The organism is Maribacter sp. 4G9 (assembly GCF_002742265.1).
Lineage (GTDB): Bacteria > Bacteroidota > Bacteroidia > Flavobacteriales > Flavobacteriaceae > Maribacter.
Window position 1 is genome coordinate 1 of sequence record NZ_MDGL01000026.1, and the last position, 16,345, is coordinate 16,345.

Consider the following 16,345-nt stretch of genomic DNA (forward strand, 5'->3'; position numbering starts at 1 on the left):
GACCTATACGATGAAAGATATGCCGTGGAAAGGGCGAATGCATGGATGGACAGCTACCGTTCCCTGCTCAACAGGTTCGATACGACCACCGAAAGCTGGAAAGGATTCAACTATTTGGCATTCATTGCGATAGCGTTGAAAAAATTCAAGAAAAAGAAAAAAATAAAAGTTTAAACCACTTCATATTGAAAAGTGATTTCCGAACCCTTAATCTGAATGATTTTTTTTGGCTGAAAAAAGTATAGTTCCGGAAAGTCCAACCCATCAAAGTTTTGGGAAACCAAATCTTCCACGTCATTCTTTAAATCGTATGAAAGATACCCGAATATCCAATCGTTTACCTGTGACTGATATTCTTTTAAATCATCAAAAGCATGATGATGGTCCGTTGAAATTCCCGTTAGTCCATCGACGGCCAGGAGTACATCAAAGGAAGCATATGAATGATTGTGTTGGTTCGAATCCAACCAGACAATTTCATCGAAGTCTTGTGTCCAACGGAGCAGGCTTTTTTTGAACGATGCGATGTCCTCAACGTTATGAACAATCTGTTTCCTCAACAATCTTAGTCCAAGGATTTTAGAAAATCATTAAGTACTGATCGATGGGTATCGTCCAATTCGGTATCCAGAATTCCCTTTTCCCTATCAAAATTTTCACCGAAACTGGGTAGGGAAAAAGTACCTGTAACATGGGCACCAAATCTGGTAAAAAGCTTTTCGGATACTTCCAAAGCTCCTATAGCCCCACGTTTTCCCTTGGAGGTTGACATGAGCATTAGCTTCTTTTCCCTAATAAAGTTCCTATCCAACCTCGATAGCCAATCCAAAAGATTTTTAAAATAGGCCGATGGATAGCTATTATGTTCATTTACGGAAACAATAACCCCCTTTGAATATTGAATGTCCCTTTTGATCTCATTAAGGGAATTGGAAAAACCATGTTCTTTTTCATGATCCTCACTATACATAGGAAACGGACAATTAGACATGTTCATGAGACGTACTTCTTCTCCTTCGATTAGGGAGCACGTATATTTTACCAATTCAAAATTTATGGAAGAGGAGGAATTACTTCCGGCAAAAGCCAAAATAAAAGACATAGTATACCTTATGAAGTTAAAGGACTAAAATAGTCCAAAAGCCATTTAGTTACCAGTAATTTATCTAATTTCGCAGCTTAAAAGATCCAATTCCCCTGTTAATTAAGTATATAGGGTATTTAAGATTCTTTATGGACAAACGCACCACAAGGTTATTCTTTATCGATGCCATACGGGCATGGGCCATTTTAATGATGCTCCAAGGGCATTTTATAGATGGGCTGCTGGACCCCATCTATCGGGATAGTTCCAATACCGTGTATGCCATATGGAAATATTTTAGGGGGATAACGGCACCGGTATTTTATACGGTTTCGGGATTTATCTTCACGTATCTGTTAATAAAGGTTCCACAGACAGGCTGGAATAACCCCAGGGTAAAAAAAGGCATCAAGAGGGGATTGCAATTATTGTTCTTTGGCTATCTATTACGATCGAACCTTTTTGGACTTTTTAAAGGGGAAATTTACAGCTCCTTCTATTTGGTAGATGTTCTGCATTGTATCGGTTTATCAATCTTAAGTATCATTGCTATATACCTCCTCACGATAAAATTAAACAAATGGTTATTTCCATTGGTTCTTCTGTCATGTACTCTAGTGCTCTTTATTTTTGAACCGATATACAAGGGATTTGATTATAATGGTCTCCCAATATGGCTTGCCAATTATTTCACAAAGGCCAATGGTTCCGTATTTACGATAATACCTTGGTTGGGCTATGCTACGGTAGGCGCATTTATATCAATTATTTTCTCAAGATTTAAGGAAAACAACTATTTATATCCTGTTGCCATACCCGTGTTTGCCGTAATCGGAACTGTATTGATGTGGCTTTCTTCCCCATTGTTTGACCTCTCTTACAGCATCACAGGCCTACAGTTATTCTTTGATATTTCATCCAATAATTATTTGTTCATCAGACTGGGGGATGTTTTGGTCGTATTCTCCATTTTCATGTTATTTAGGCACTTTTTAACCAATAAGACAGGACTACGTCTTGGGCAAAGTACATTATCTATTTATATCATCCACTTTATAATCCTCTATGGAAGTTTTACAGGGTTTGGACTCTACCGCTTTTTCCATCATTCCTTGGGCCCATGGCCGACAGTTATAGGAGCCCTAGGTTTCATGTTTGTCTGTTCCTATTTTGCCTTAAAGTATGAGGATCATAAACCGTGGATAAAGGAAGGTTTCAATCGATTTATCTGTATTCTTAGACTTCAAACCGAGCGATTTGCCGCTGTAAGTTTTAATATGCTTAGAACGTTGACCTATCGATTGATTCAGCTTTTTGGACTGCAAAAGAATTAGTGCATCCTTTTTGGAATTGCTTTTTTCCCTTACCTTAACAACAAAATTTCATAATTATGAGTGAGAAGTCCTATAGCCCCATTGCCGTAGATTTAGAGAAGGATAGAAAATATGCGTGGTGCACCTGTAGCCATAGTAGCAATCAGCCATTTTGTGATGGTTCCCATAGGGCCCATAACAAACCACCTTCCTTAGGCTTTAGTGTGGAAGAGGACAAAAAAGCTTATTTATGCACTTGCAAGAAAACCGGAAATCCTCCCTATTGCGATGGTAGCCATAAGGGTTAGGAGTTAGAGGTTAGAGGTTAGAAAAAACATCCTTTTGAATAGTCCACAAGGATTTTTTGAAAAAAAAAAGTTATTGATATTTAGCGAAACCTTGGGAAATAAAACCCTTTGTGGGTGCCAATAAAAAACAGCCGTTTCAAGTATTTTGAAACGGCTGTTTTTAATCCATAATACTTCAAATTATATGTGCAACGCACGGTCTTCCGTGGCCGCAAGGGCAGCCTCTTTCACCGCTTCCGCATAGGTTGGATGTGCATGGCTCATGCGGGAAATATCCTCGGCTGAAGCCCTAAATTCCATGGCCGTTACGGCTTCCGTTATCAAATCGGCACAACGGGCACCGATCATATGGACTCCCAAAACCTCATCGGTTTTCTTATCGGCCAGTATCTTTACAAATCCGTCTATATCCATACTTGCACGGGCACGTCCCAAGGCACGCATTGGGAACTGACCCACTTTGTATTCCACTCCAGCTTCCTTTAGTTCCTCTTCCGTTTTACCAACGGCAGCCACTTCCGGCCAAGTATATACCACGCCAGGGATCAGGTTATAATCGATATGCGGCTTCTGACCTGCCAACTGTTCGGCTACCAAAGTACCCTCTTCTTCAGCTTTGTGGGCAAGCATCGCTCCTTTGACCACGTCACCGATGGCATATATATTGTCCACGTTGGTTTTAAGATGTCCATCGACCTCTACTCGGCCCCTTTCGTCCATTTTTACACCTGCCGCTTCCAGATTCAATCCTTCCGTATACGGCTTTCTGCCCACGGATACCAAACAGTAATCCCCTTCAAAAACCACTTCCTCTCCTTTCTTATCATCCGCCTTAACCGTAACTGTATCTCCTTTACGCGCTACGGATTTTACCTTGTGAGACAAGGCAAACTTGATTTTCTGTTTTTTCAGGACCTTCATGAGTTCCTTGGAAAGCGCGCCGTCCATTCCTGGTATAATTCGGTCCATATACTCTACTACGGTAACATCGGCTCCTAATCTACTATAGACCTGTCCTAACTCCAACCCAATGACTCCACCGCCTATAACGATCATGTGTTTTGGAATTTCCTTTAATTTCAATGCCTCGGTAGAGGTAATAATCCTTTCTTTATCAATGTTGATGAAAGGCAAACTGGCGGGTTTGGAACCTGTAGCAATGATGATATTTTTTGCTTCGATGGTTTCGGTATTGCCATCATTCCTTTTGATGTTTACATGGGTAGCATCCTTAAAACTGCCGAGACCTTCGTACACATCGATTTTATTTTTGTCCATCAAAAACTGGATGCCTTTCGTAGTCTGATCTACCACACCTTGCTTTCTGGCAATCATCTGTTCCAGATTTACCTTGACCTCTCCCGGAATTTCAATGCCATGTTCCTCAAAATGATTGATGGCATCGGCATAGTGGTGCGATGAATCCAACAAGGCTTTTGAAGGGATACACCCTACATTTAGGCATGTACCTCCCAAGGTTGCATATTTTTCTATAATCGCCGTCTTCATTCCTAGTTGGGCACATCTAATGGCAGCTACATATCCCCCAGGACCGGAGCCAATAATGGCTACATCGTATTGATTCATAAATTTTAATTTTTACTCGCTTATCGAGATTTATTCTATTCCGACGCTAATGTCGATTTTCAGTTAAAGTTCTAAAAAATCCCATGGTCTTGTCCCATGGTATTTATTATCGTAAAATTACTGCTTTTTTGAATTTTAGAGCGATATAACGGTAGATTGCTTTACTTCTTTTATGGTAAAGGAACTCTGTGTACTCCCAATATGCGGAATTGCGGTTAATTTGGACACCATAAAATTTCGATAATCCTCCATATCCCTCACATGGATTTTGAGAATATAATCGAAATCGCCGCTCAAATGATGGCACTCCACCACTTCCTGAAGTTTGAGTATCTCCCGCTCAAAATGACGGATATTGTCCCGTGTATGCTGGACCAATTTTACATGGCAAAAAGCAGTAAAACCTTTATCGACCTTGAATCTATCGATTAAGGCAACATAGGAGGTAATCACCTTGGCACGTTCCAATCTTTTAATACGTTCATAAACTGCTGTGGTAGAGAGCCCTAGACTATCTGCGTATTCCTTGGTGGTCTTTTTACAATCGGCCTGTAAAAGTCCCAATAATTTTTCATCGATTTCATCAAACTTCATATCCGAATTTTATTCTAAATATTAACACTACTAACGTGCAATATAAATTTTTATTCTAAAATATGACCTATTTTAGTTTTTTATTCTATAAATATGTATATCAATTGACAATTCATCTAAACATGTATAAATTCGATGATAAATCATTACAACTATGAGCCATAAAGAAGCTAACGATTTACAGGATTTACAATACTTTGGGGAATTTGGCGGGGTCAATCCTTCCATATCAGATTCCTCCACCTATACTTTTCTCTCCGCCAAAACGATGTTCGATACGTTTGAGGGCAATACGGAAGGTTGCTATTTGTACAGTAGGCACTCCTCCCCTTCCAACCTATATTTAGGCGAAGCCTTGGCAGCACTGGAAGGCACGGAAACGGCGAACGTTACAGCCAGCGGCATGGGCGCTATTACGGCGGTCATCCTTCAACTATGTGATTCTGGTGACCACATCATAAGTAGCAGAACCATTTACGGTGGCACCTATGCGTTTATGAAGAACTTTTTAAAGAAATTCAATATCCATATTACCTTTTTGGATATCACGGATTTGGACGCCGTGGCAAATGCCATATCCTCCAAGACCAAAATGATCTATTGTGAGAGTGTCAGCAATCCCTTATTGGAAGTGGCGGATATATCGGCACTGGCCAAAATCGCCAAAAAAAATGAAATGCCCCTCGTGGTCGACAACACCTTTTCCCCGCTTTCCATTACCCCAGCCAAATTGGGAGCTGACATTATCATCCATAGTCTTACAAAATTTATCAACGGATCCAGTGATTGTGTGGCCGGGGCAATTTGTGGTACCAAAGAATTTTGCCTAAGTCTTAAAGATGTGAACAACGGGGCCGGTATGCTTTTGGGAAGTACATTGGACAGTCTGCGAGGAGCTTCCATTCTCAAGAATATGCGTACCCTACACATCAGGATTAAAAAGCATAGCGATAATGCACAATTTTTGGCCGAAAAGTTTGAAGCCGACGGTTTAAGAGTGGTATATCCGGGATTGTCCTCGCACCCAGGTCATTTGATCATGGAAGACCAAATGAATCCGCAATATGGATATGGCGGACTCATGACCATGGACGTTGGTTCTTTGGAAAATGCAAACGCCTTGATGGAAATGATGCAGGAAAGAAAGTTGGGCTATTTGGCCGTTAGCCTGGGATTCTACAAAACCTTGTTCAGTGCACCTGGAACTTCCACATCTTCTGAGATACCCTTGGAAGAACAAAAAGCCATGGGGCTTGGAGACGGACTTATCCGCTTTTCCATTGGTCTGGACAGTGATATCCAACGCACCTACAATTTGATGAAGCAATGCATGGTAGACCTGAACATACTTGAAGCCGATACGATGAAGCGAAAGTAAAAAAACACAGGGTTGCACATCTTTCCTTTAAATCGTAATATTACGGGATAACCAAACGGAAAATTGTTGATGGCGGATCAAAATACCAACAAACATAGGGAGAACGAGCATATTGTTGATAATAAGGAACTGAGCATTTTAGAAGCAACTATACCCGTAGTAGCGCTGGTTATTATGCTGGCATACAATGTATATGTGTTTGGGGATGACGCGTTAAGTGGTTCAAATCAATTTATCCTTCTCTTGGGTGGTGCGGTAGCGGCTATCGTGGGAATCTACAAAAAAGTTCCATACAAACAAATGTTGGCCGAAGTTGCCGAAAACATCAAATCCACTTCCGGTGCCTTGCTAATATTATTGATGGTTGGGGCCTTGGCAGGAACTTGGCTCGTCAGTGGTATTATTCCGGCCATGATTTATTATGGGCTCCAAATTTTAAATCCCACTATTTTTTTAGCAGCCTCTGTCATCATTTGTGCCGTTATTTCCATAGCTACGGGTAGTAGTTGGACCACAGCCGCGACTGTGGGCATCGCATTGATTGGAATTGGCGAGACCCTGGGAATTTCATTGGGTATGACAGCAGGAGCTATCCTTTCAGGTGCTTATTTTGGCGATAAATTGTCCCCACTAAGTGACACTACGAATCTTGCGCCAGCCATGGCCGGTGGTGAGTTGTTCACCCATATAAAGTATATGTTATGGACCACCGTGCCTACCATAACGGTTACGCTTATCGTGTTCATAATTATTGGTTTCAACCTTGAAACCAGTGGTGAGGCGGATGTAGATGCCATTCTTTCTTCCATAGATGCTTCATTCAATATAAACGGCTGGCTTTTTATAGTACCGATGGTCGTTGTGGCATTGATCGTGAAAAAAACCCCGCCTTTGGCCGCTCTACTAATAGGAACCTTATTAGGGGCGCTTTTCGCCCTAATATTTCAACCCGAAGTTGTGGCAGGTATTACAGGTGCCAAGGAATTGAATTTTCAATCTGGATACGAGGGTATTTTAAAGGCAATTACGGTAAGTACCGATGTTCCAACGGACAATGCGTCATTGAGCGATCTATTCTCCGCCAAGGGAATGGCAGGCATGTTGGGAACCATCTGGCTCATTGTTTGTGCCATGGTGTTTGGGGGTATCATGGATGGAATTGGGGCACTTTCAAGAATTACAAAAGCTTTGTTAGGTCTGGCCAAGTCAACCTTTGGCCTATTCTTTAGCACCGGGATAAGCTGTATCGTTTTAAACGGAACGGCCTCCGATCAATATCTAGCCATAGTAGTTCCGGGCAAAATGTTCTCCCAAGCTTTCAAGGATAGAGGTTTGGCCCCGGAAAATTTAAGTAGAACCTTGGAGGATACCGGTACGGTAACTTCCGTGTTAATTCCATACAATACTTGCGGTGCTTACCATAGCGGGGTCTTGGGCGTAGGCGTGGCCGAGTATTTTGTATATGCCATTTTTAATTGGCTTAGCCCCATTATGACCTTCATCTTTGCGGCCTTTAATATTAAAATCAAAAAGTTGGCCCAAACAGTAAGCAGTACCTAAAATTTAAAAGTGAAAATTTATCCTTTTTTTAAAGGTTTTGGCTTTTAGGTATGGGCTTATATTTATAATTTCACAATCCAAATAAAATGAAACACTATGGCTACCGTAACTCTAAAAGGAAATGAAATAAACACTATGGGTTCTTTGCCCACAACAGGAAGCAAAGCACCTGATTTTCAACTAACAAAAAATGATTTGTCATCCGTAAATCTCTCTGATTTTCAAGGCTCGAAATTGGTGCTGAACATTTTTCCAAGCGTGGATACGGGAACATGTGCGCAGTCCGTAAGGCAATTCAACGAAGAGGCAGCTGAACTTGACAACACGATAGTTTTGTGCATCTCCAAGGATTTACCTTTTGCTCAGGCACGTTTCTGTGGGGCGGAAGGAATTCAAAACGTAGAAATGTTATCCGATTTTAGGGACGGTAATTTTGGCAGGGCCTATAACTTGGAATTTACGGATGGTCCTTTGGTATCCCTTCATTCCAGGGCTGTGGTCGTTCTCGATGAAAATGGGACCGTTTTGTATACCGAGCAAGTTCCCGAGATTGTGGACGAACCCAACTACAAGGCAGCCCTTGAGGCATTGATGGATTCCTAAATTAGGCAATATGCCCAAAGAATCCTTTCTGGTAAATAGAATAAAAAGTATAGGTTTCGCCCTTCGCGGCGCACTCTTATTGATTCGTACGGAAGCTAGCATAAAAATCCAGGTCTTTATCACGTTGGTAATGACCGCCGCTGGTTTTTATTTTGAGATTTCCAATACGGAATGGATCCTACAGATATTCGCTATTGCCTTAGTTTTGGGTATTGAGGGATTGAACACTGCAGTGGAGAAAATTTCAGATTATGTACAACCTGAATATGACAAAAAAATCGGATTAATTAAGGATATCTCCGCAGGAGCTGTCATGTTGGTTTCCATAGCGGCAAGCATTGTAGGTTGCATAATCTATCTTCCTAAAATTTTTTAAAAAAAATTGCAAGAGGCCTTAGGGGGTAAATTTGTATTTTTGCCCCCAAAGTAAATTACCTCAGGGCAGGCCCATGAGGTATTCATTTGAAACTAATTTTTAATTTTGAGGCTAGCCTATGGGTATTATTCCTTTTGGCGGTGCCAATAAAAAGTACATGGCAAAAAAGGCATCCAAATCAAAGCCAAAGGCAACATCCACAAAAAAGAAGAATCCCTTCAAGATTTCCAAGAAGAACAAAATTATTTTGGGAAGTCTTCTCGTTCTTTTTAGTATTGCCCTGTTCTTTTCGTTTGTCTCTTTTTACTTTACCTGGGAGCACGATCAAAGTTTGTTGACCGAGTTCAAGAACAGGAACGAGGAGGCCAAAAACCTGCTCAATAAATTCGGTGCCAGCATAAGCCACTTCTTTGTGTACAAAGGATTTGGTATCGCCACGTTGATAATCCCCTTTTTGTTATGCCTAACGGGAATTTATATGTTCTTAGGATTGGATAAAAAAGGGTTGGCCAAAAAGTGGATCTGGGGACTCTTGTTCTTGGTCTGGTTTTCCATCGCTTTTGGTTTCTTTGCCGTTGAAAGTCCCTTGCTTGGGGGTCTTGTTGGATACGAAATGAACGATTTTCTTCAAGATTATACCGGTAAGATTGGCGTGCTGTTGCTATTGGTTTTTGGCTTGATATTTATTTTGGTACGTCTATTTGATGTAACTCCTGAGGGCGTGGCCGAATTTTTTAAGTCGAAACGAAATGAACTATCTGCCGACTTTAAACGTTCCAAACCCAGCGATAATCCTGAAAATATTGATGATGAAATAACGGTAAGCAATGAGGATGGGGCGCAAGTATTGGTCGATACCTATACCCACAAGGAAGAAATACCACACTTGGCCAAAGACGAGGACGAGTTTAAGGTAACGGTTCCCAAGGAAGAAGAAGAGGAACTGGCCATGGAAGTGGAGCAAATTGTTGAGGAACCTGAAGAAATCGATATACTGGCCAGTAAATTGGTAGATGATTTTGGTGAATTCGACCCTACCTTGGAGCTTGGTAATTACAAATTTCCCACCATCGATTTGTTGGATGCCCATGGTGTATCCGGAGGTATTACCATTAATCAGGAAGAACTTGAGGAAAACAAGGATAAAATTGTTGAAACCCTCAAGAACTATAAAATAGGGATTGCACAGATCAAGGCCACCATTGGCCCTACCGTAACCCTATATGAAATTGTTCCCGATGCAGGTATCCGAATTTCTAAAATCAAAAACCTTGAAGATGATATTGCCTTGTCCTTGGCAGCTCTGGGGATAAGGATCATTGCGCCCATTCCCGGTAAGGGAACCATCGGTATAGAAGTTCCCAATAAAAATGCAACGGTTGTCTCCATGCGATCCGTTATCGCTTCGAGCAAGTTTCAAAAAGCGGAAATGGAACTTCCTATTGCTTTTGGAAAAACCATCAGCAATGAAACCTTTGTAGTGGATTTGGCAAAAATGCCCCATTTGTTAATGGCGGGTGCTACGGGTCAGGGAAAATCCGTGGGATTGAACGCGGTTCTGACATCGCTCTTATATAAAAAACATCCGGCAGAGGTCAAGTTCATCTTGGTGGATCCCAAGAAGGTGGAGCTTACCCTGTACAATAAAATCGAACGTCATTTCTTGGCCAAACTCCCAGATTCCGAAGAAGCCATCATCACGGACAACACCAAGGTTATCAATACCCTTAATTCCTTATGTATCGAAATGGACAACCGTTACGAACTGCTGAAATTGGCCATGGTACGGAATCTAAAGGAATACAATACCAAATTCAAGGCCCGAAAATTGAACCCGAACGACGGTCATAAATATTTGCCCTACATCGTTTTGGTCATCGATGAGTTCGCAGACCTGATCATGACAGCGGGTAAGGAAGTGGAAACGCCCATTGCCAGATTGGCACAATTGGCTCGGGCCATAGGCATTCATCTCATCGTGGCCACGCAGAGACCGTCGGTAAACGTTATTACCGGTATCATCAAGGCGAACTTCCCTGCAAGGATCGCTTTCCGTGTAACGTCAAAGATAGATTCAAGAACCATTTTGGATGCCCAAGGAGCCGATCAATTGATCGGTCGTGGGGATATGCTGTATACACAAGGAAACGATGTTACCCGTATACAATGTGCTTTTGTAGACACCCCCGAAGTGGCTAAAATCACTGAATATATAGGCTCACAAAGGGCCTATCCTGAAGCCCATGAGTTACCGGAATATGTGGGTGAAGATTCTGGCACGAGTGTTGATTATGATATTGAGGACAGGGATAAAATGTTCCGGGAAGCGGCAGAAGTAATCGTTATAGCCCAACAAGGTTCCGCCTCGCTCATACAACGAAAGTTGAAGCTTGGCTACAACCGGGCCGGACGAATCATCGATCAATTGGAAGCTGCGGGCATTGTCGGCGCCTTTGAAGGAAGTAAGGCAAGGCAGGTACTCATTCCCGATATGGCATCCCTACAACAATTATTGGATAATGAAGGCCTGTAACAAGGCATAAAAAACGAAAATAAATATTCTACCCTTTTATACAATGAAAAAGTGGAATTTCAAAAACTTTAAACTGAATATAAAATGCGAAAAATAGTATTAGTATTGGCCCTTGCACTCACAACAAACCTTTTAAGTGCCCAAACGCCAGAAAAAGCCAAAGCATTGCTCGATGAAGTGTACAACAAAGTTAAAAGCTACGACAATATTTTTGTGGACTTCAAGTTCGACCTAAAAAACGCGGAGGCGGGCATCAATCAAGAAACGAGAGGTGATGTCACACTTGCAGGCGACAAATATGTCTTTAACTATCTGGGGTCAAAACAATTGTTCGATGGTAAAAAGGTATACACCATCGTTCCAGAAAATGAAGAAGTTACCATTGAGGACCAATCCAACGATGAAGATGCCATGACACCGTCCAAAATGTTGACCTTCTATAAAGAGGGACATAACTATGAATGGGATATCCTTCAAAATGTACAGGGAAGAAAAATCCAATATGTGAAGTTGACCCCTATTGACTCCAATACGGAAATAAAATCCCGACTACTTGGTATTGATATGGGAACAAAACACATCTATAGGCTAATAGAAACTGGCAAGAACGGTACCAAGACTACTATAACTGTTAATTCTTTTAAAACAAATCAGCCCTTATCGGCTACCTTGTTTACTTTTGACGAAGCCAAATACAAGGATGAAGGTTATTACATCTTAAGAAATTAAACCATTGAGAATATTAGACCGGTATATATTATCCAGGTTTACCTTTAATTTTGTCAGTTCGTTTGTAATATTGATGTTCATCTTCATATTTCAAACGATTTGGCTTTTTATAGATGATTTGGCCGGTAAAGGATTGGATATCATAATTATAGGAAAATTTCTCTTCTATTTGATGCCAGACCTAACAGAGAAAGTATTGCCATTGACGGTGTTACTTTCTTCCATTTTGACCTTTGGGGCATTTGCGGAAAATTATGAATTTGCGGCGATGAAAGCTTCGGGCATCTCGCTTCAAAGGGCCATGTTGAGCTTGATCGTTTTTGTGACCTTGTTAGGTGGACTAACCTTCTTTTTTGCAAATTCCGTTATCCCCTTATCCCAGCGTAAAATTTACAATCTTAGAAAAAACATCGCCAAGGTAAAACCTGCGGCGGTAGTCGCCGAAGGCGTATTTAGTGATTTTGAGGGCATGAACATCAAGGTCGATGAAAAATATGGCGACAACGACCGATACCTTAGAAATGTCATCATCCACAAAAAAAATGACAGAAGCCAAAACAACGTGGTCATAAAGTCAAAACAGGGGGAATTGGTGAGTAGTGAAGATTCTGATATTGTGCAGCTCATTCTAACCGATGGCCATTATTACGATGATATAGACTCCAAAAAGAACAAGCTTAAGTATCCCCATGCCAAAGCAGATTTCGATACTTATATCATGAATATTGAAATTCCAGAGTTGAACAATGAGGATTTAGAGGCGGAGCAGGATATTAGTACGGATAAAATGAAGAATATTTCCCGCTTAAAAAAGGATATAGATTCCCTTAGAAATGATAATTATAACATTGTAAGGGCCTTTTCAAAAAGTATTGGAAATAGAATGGGAATGTTTCAACCGTTAGATCCCAGTGATACTTCGAAAACAAAAACACCCTTACAGATAACCCAGGATTCCATACGGCAGATAAAGTTGGCGAAACTTAAAAACAATCCCGCGCGCCAAGATTCCATAAAGCAGGATATCTTCCATATATTCCCCTTCTATCTCCAAATGCAAATCGTGAACTCTGCTAAAAATGCCACGACCAATGTCCTAAATTCCGTTAAGGGAAAAAGGGAGGAAATGCAAAAACGATATAAAATATACAACATGCATATACTTTCCATGCATAACAAATATGCATTGGCATTTTCATGTATCATCCTATTTTTTGTAGGCGCTCCCTTAGGGGCCATTATCCGTAAAGGGGGATTGGGCCTTCCCATGGTAATTGCAATTGTATTATTTTTGGTCTATTATTTTATTGGGGTATTTGCCGGCAACTATGCCAAGGAAGGGAACATTCACCCAATGTTGGGCGCTTGGCTTTCCACGTTGATCATGTTACCCCTAAGTATCATCCTTACCAAAAGGGCTACGGAGGACAAAGGTTTGATGAGTTTTGGAGTGGTAACGGATTTCTTCAAAAACCTAATAAAGAAAATAAAGAAAAATGGAGGTCATGACAGCTAATCTTACGGATGAGGTAAAGTTAAATACGATAGAGGAAGCTATTGAGGATATCAGAAATGGCAAGGTAATCATCGTTGTGGATGATGAAAATCGTGAGAACGAGGGCGATTTTTTGGCGGCGGCCGAATTGGCAACCCCGGAGACCATAAACTTTATGGCCACACATGGAAGAGGCCTCATCTGTGCGCCATTGACCGAAGGCAGATGCGAGTATCTTGGACTCCATCGTATGGTAAACAATAATACCGATCCGCTGGAAACGGCATTTACGGTTTCCATTGATTTACGGGGGCAAGGGGTTACCACGGGTATTTCCGCATCCGATCGGGCTAAAACTGTATGCGCCCTAACCGATGACAGCATCAAGCCCCATGATTTTGCAAGACCCGGACATATATTTCCTTTAGTTGCCAAGGAAGGGGGAGTTCTTAGAAGAACCGGACATACGGAGGCGGCCATAGATTTTGCCCGCTTGGCAGGACTAAAACCCGCAGGGGTTATCGTTGAAATCATGAACGAAGATGGAAGTATGGCCAGACTCCCACAATTAATGGAGGTTGCCAAAAGGTTCGACTTAAAAATCGTTTCCATAGAAGATTTAGTGGCCTATAGAATGGAGCACGATAGCCTCATCCAAAAAGAACTTGATTTTCCAATTACCACAAGGTTTGGGAAATACAGGCTTAGGGCTTACAAACAAACTACCAACAATCACATTCATCTCGCCTTAACAAAAGGTTCCTGGGGTCTAGGGGACAAGGTACTTACCAGAATCAATTCCACCTTGGTGAACAATGACATTCTTGGAACGCTTACCAATAATGTGGATTCACAATTGGAGAATATGTTCAACGCCATTGACCAAGAAGGAAAAGGGGCCATTGTTTTTATCAATCAGGATGTTGAGTCCATGAATATTTTAAACCGACTTTCAGAATTAAAGGAACTTCAGAAACAAGGGATTTACAAAGCGCCAAAAATAGAAATGGACGCCAAGGATTTTGGAATAGGCGCACAGATTCTTCATGATCTCGAAATTTCAAAACTGCGATTGCTCACAAACAGCCAACAGACAAAGAGAGTGGGTATGGTGGGCTATGGATTGGAAATCGTGGAGTATGTAACCTACTGAGCTAGCTTTTAAGAACGTCTCTGATAATCATTGCCATTTTCTTTGCCCTTTCTTGAACCTCGGTTTCCGTCCAACTCAGTTTTATGAGACAGGATATCGTCCGGCCGATCCAAGAATCAGATGCTGAGAAATCAGATTTTGAATAATCGGGCAGGTTCTTTTGAACTTCATCGGGCAGTTTTCCCAAAGAAGTTAAACTGGTGAGATGCTCCCATTTTCTATAATAGTGCCAATTATTATCGTACCAGTAAAAACAGGCGTCTACGCCCCCCTCACCCAGTGCCTGGTGTGCTTTTCTAGTCACGTCTTCCTTCGGTAGGAAAAAATTCAAAAAAGAATAATTCTGAACGCCCCCCATGGGAATCCTGCTAAAGGTAACCCCATCAATATTTTTAAGGGCATCAAATAGAATGTTGTAATGTTTTTCCTGTAGATCCACAAATTCATCAAGACGTGCAATCTGGGCACAGCCTACGGCCGCATTCAGTTCAGAGATTCGGTAGTTATACCCCAAAAAAGGATGGGATTCCACACCCCTGTTGGAGCCCACATGGTCATGTCCGTGATCTGAATAATGGTCGGCATTTATATAAAAATCGGGATTATTGGTAATCAATGCCCCTCCTTCCCCGCAGGTAATCGTTTTTACATAATCAAAAGAAAAGCAACCTAAATCCCCGTAACTGCCCAAGGGTTTGCCTTCAAAACTACCGCCGATAGCCTGGCAGGCATCTTCCAATAAAATCAGCTTATGTGTATCACAAAGAGCCTTTAACGCCTTTAAATCGGCCATGGAACCGCACATGTGCACGGGCATAACCACCTTAGTTTTGGGGGTGATGGCATTTTCCACTGCCAATGGGCTTAAGGTCAATGTGTCGTCCACATCGGCCAATATAGGAACTGCACCAATAGCCAAGACCGACTCAAAACTAGCCACAAATGTGAATGTAGGTAGAATGACCTCATCCCCTGCTCCAACACCGGCACTTGCCAAGGCTACCGTAAGGGCAGCAGTACCACTACTAACTACCTGGGCATGTTTGACCTGCATTCTGTGACACAAAGCTGCTTCTAACTCTTTGGCCTTCCAATGTCCATTGCGGGCCCCATCAAATCCATAACGCATCAAGACCCCTGTTTCCAAGACGTCTTGCACACTTTGCTTTTCCTTTTCCCCAAATAGTTCAAAACCTGGCATAGTAAAAATTTAAATTGAGAAGATACTTATTTTCCTTTGGATGTAAACAGACGATAAATTTCCAGTTTGTCCTCATTGGTAAACTCGTGTTCCTTGAACCAATCATGGGCCGCAATTTTTTCATTCTCGATCTGGGCCTTTCTTATAGCGTCCAAAGATACCAAATGCCAGTGAGTGCCCTTTTTTCTGGATTCGGAATAGCCAATATCCTCGGTAATATATGAAGTCTTTGGCTGGTTTATTAACCGGACGCCATTTTTCAATATCGCCAAGGTCTTGGTCAAGGCAACTACCTCAGAAAATGAGTATCGCACAAAATCGGCAAATCCATTTTGCTTTGTATTGTACACCTTATCGCCCACTTTTAACTTTTCCATGCGTTTAAAAGTTTGCAAAAGTACTGGTTGAAAGTAGTTTTCAACTAGGGAACC

The 16,345-nt window shown here is 41.5% G+C and carries 16 protein-coding genes and 1 pseudogene; 11 read left to right on the plus strand and 6 right to left on the minus strand.

The genetic code is table 11. The features are described 5' to 3' along the window. A pseudogene (locus BFP75_RS02845) lies at positions 1-174 on the plus strand (IS5 family transposase); the annotation flags it as partial. Here the strand turns inward: BFP75_RS02845 and BFP75_RS02850 are convergent. After that, positions 171-560 carry a hypothetical protein gene (locus BFP75_RS02850; protein ID WP_123803308.1) on the minus strand — a complete coding sequence of 130 codons (390 nt, stop codon included), beginning with the start codon at positions 558-560 and terminating at the stop codon, positions 171-173. The pseudogene BFP75_RS02845 and the gene BFP75_RS02850 overlap by 4 nt on opposite strands. A gap of 5 nt (positions 561-565) precedes the next feature. Next, the gene (locus BFP75_RS02855) at positions 566-1,102 is read right to left on the minus strand and encodes an NADPH-dependent FMN reductase (RefSeq protein ID WP_099543166.1); all 537 of its coding nucleotides are present in this window, start codon (positions 1,100-1,102) and stop codon (positions 566-568) included. 131 nt (positions 1,103-1,233) lie between these two features. Here BFP75_RS02855 and BFP75_RS02860 point away from each other — a divergent pair, with 131 nt between their 5' ends. Next, a complete protein-coding gene (locus tag BFP75_RS02860) occupies positions 1,234-2,418 on the plus strand; it encodes a heparan-alpha-glucosaminide N-acetyltransferase domain-containing protein (RefSeq protein ID WP_099543167.1) in 1,185 nt (394 codons plus the stop codon). Positions 2,419-2,474: 56 nt separating this feature from the next. Further along, the gene (locus BFP75_RS02865) at positions 2,475-2,705 is read left to right on the plus strand and encodes a CDGSH iron-sulfur domain-containing protein (protein ID WP_099543168.1); all 231 of its coding nucleotides are present in this window, start codon (positions 2,475-2,477) and stop codon (positions 2,703-2,705) included. 180 nt (positions 2,706-2,885) lie between these two features. On the opposite strand, the gene lpdA is transcribed toward BFP75_RS02865, so the two are convergent. Together lpdA and BFP75_RS02875 are read right to left on the minus strand one after the other, a co-directional pair. After that, entirely contained in the window at positions 2,886-4,292 is a 1,407-nt protein-coding gene (gene lpdA, locus BFP75_RS02870) for a dihydrolipoyl dehydrogenase (RefSeq protein ID WP_099543169.1), read from the minus strand. A gap of 135 nt (positions 4,293-4,427) precedes the next feature. Next, complete coding sequence (locus BFP75_RS02875; RefSeq protein WP_099543170.1) at positions 4,428-4,886, minus strand: Lrp/AsnC family transcriptional regulator; 459 nt, start codon at positions 4,884-4,886, stop codon at positions 4,428-4,430. A 154-nt stretch (positions 4,887-5,040) separates the two neighbouring features. Between BFP75_RS02875 and BFP75_RS02880 the strand changes: the two genes are divergently transcribed. The 8 genes from BFP75_RS02880 (at position 5,041) to ribB (ending at position 14,713) form a co-directional block, all read left to right on the plus strand. After that, entirely contained in the window at positions 5,041-6,264 is a 1,224-nt protein-coding gene (locus BFP75_RS02880; protein ID WP_099543171.1) for an aminotransferase class I/II-fold pyridoxal phosphate-dependent enzyme, read from the plus strand. Positions 6,265-6,333: 69 nt separating this feature from the next. After that, complete coding sequence (gene nhaC / locus BFP75_RS02885; protein ID WP_099543199.1) at positions 6,334-7,824, plus strand: Na+/H+ antiporter NhaC; 1,491 nt, start codon at positions 6,334-6,336, stop codon at positions 7,822-7,824. A 96-nt stretch (positions 7,825-7,920) separates the two neighbouring features. Next, a complete protein-coding gene (tpx, locus tag BFP75_RS02890) occupies positions 7,921-8,427 on the plus strand; it encodes a thiol peroxidase (RefSeq protein ID WP_099543172.1) in 507 nt (168 codons plus the stop codon). 10 nt (positions 8,428-8,437) lie between these two features. Next, the gene (locus tag BFP75_RS02895; protein WP_099543173.1) at positions 8,438-8,803 is read left to right on the plus strand and encodes a diacylglycerol kinase; all 366 of its coding nucleotides are present in this window, start codon (positions 8,438-8,440) and stop codon (positions 8,801-8,803) included. A gap of 157 nt (positions 8,804-8,960) precedes the next feature. Continuing rightward, a complete protein-coding gene (locus BFP75_RS02900) occupies positions 8,961-11,336 on the plus strand; it encodes an FtsK/SpoIIIE family DNA translocase (RefSeq protein WP_099543200.1) in 2,376 nt (791 codons plus the stop codon). A gap of 84 nt (positions 11,337-11,420) precedes the next feature. Continuing rightward, a complete protein-coding gene (locus tag BFP75_RS02905) occupies positions 11,421-12,065 on the plus strand; it encodes a LolA family protein (protein WP_099543174.1) in 645 nt (214 codons plus the stop codon). 73 nt (positions 12,066-12,138) lie between these two features. Further along, entirely contained in the window at positions 12,139-13,581 is a 1,443-nt protein-coding gene (locus BFP75_RS02910; protein ID WP_240531676.1) for an LptF/LptG family permease, read from the plus strand. Next, positions 13,571-14,713, plus strand: a complete 1,143-nt coding sequence (ribB, locus tag BFP75_RS02915; protein ID WP_099543176.1) for a 3,4-dihydroxy-2-butanone-4-phosphate synthase — start codon at positions 13,571-13,573, stop codon at positions 14,711-14,713. Before BFP75_RS02910 ends, ribB begins: the two co-directional genes overlap by 11 nt. 1 nt (position 14,714) lies before the next feature. Here ribB and BFP75_RS02920 read toward each other — a convergent pair whose 3' ends face one another. Both BFP75_RS02920 and BFP75_RS02925 read right to left on the minus strand, forming a co-directional pair. After that, positions 14,715-15,914, minus strand: coding sequence for a DegT/DnrJ/EryC1/StrS family aminotransferase (locus tag BFP75_RS02920; RefSeq protein ID WP_099543177.1), 1,200 nt, complete (start codon positions 15,912-15,914; stop codon positions 14,715-14,717). Positions 15,915-15,940: 26 nt separating this feature from the next. Beyond that, the gene (locus BFP75_RS02925) at positions 15,941-16,291 is read right to left on the minus strand and encodes a pyruvate kinase (RefSeq protein ID WP_099543178.1); all 351 of its coding nucleotides are present in this window, start codon (positions 16,289-16,291) and stop codon (positions 15,941-15,943) included. Positions 16,292-16,345 lie beyond the last annotated feature (54 nt).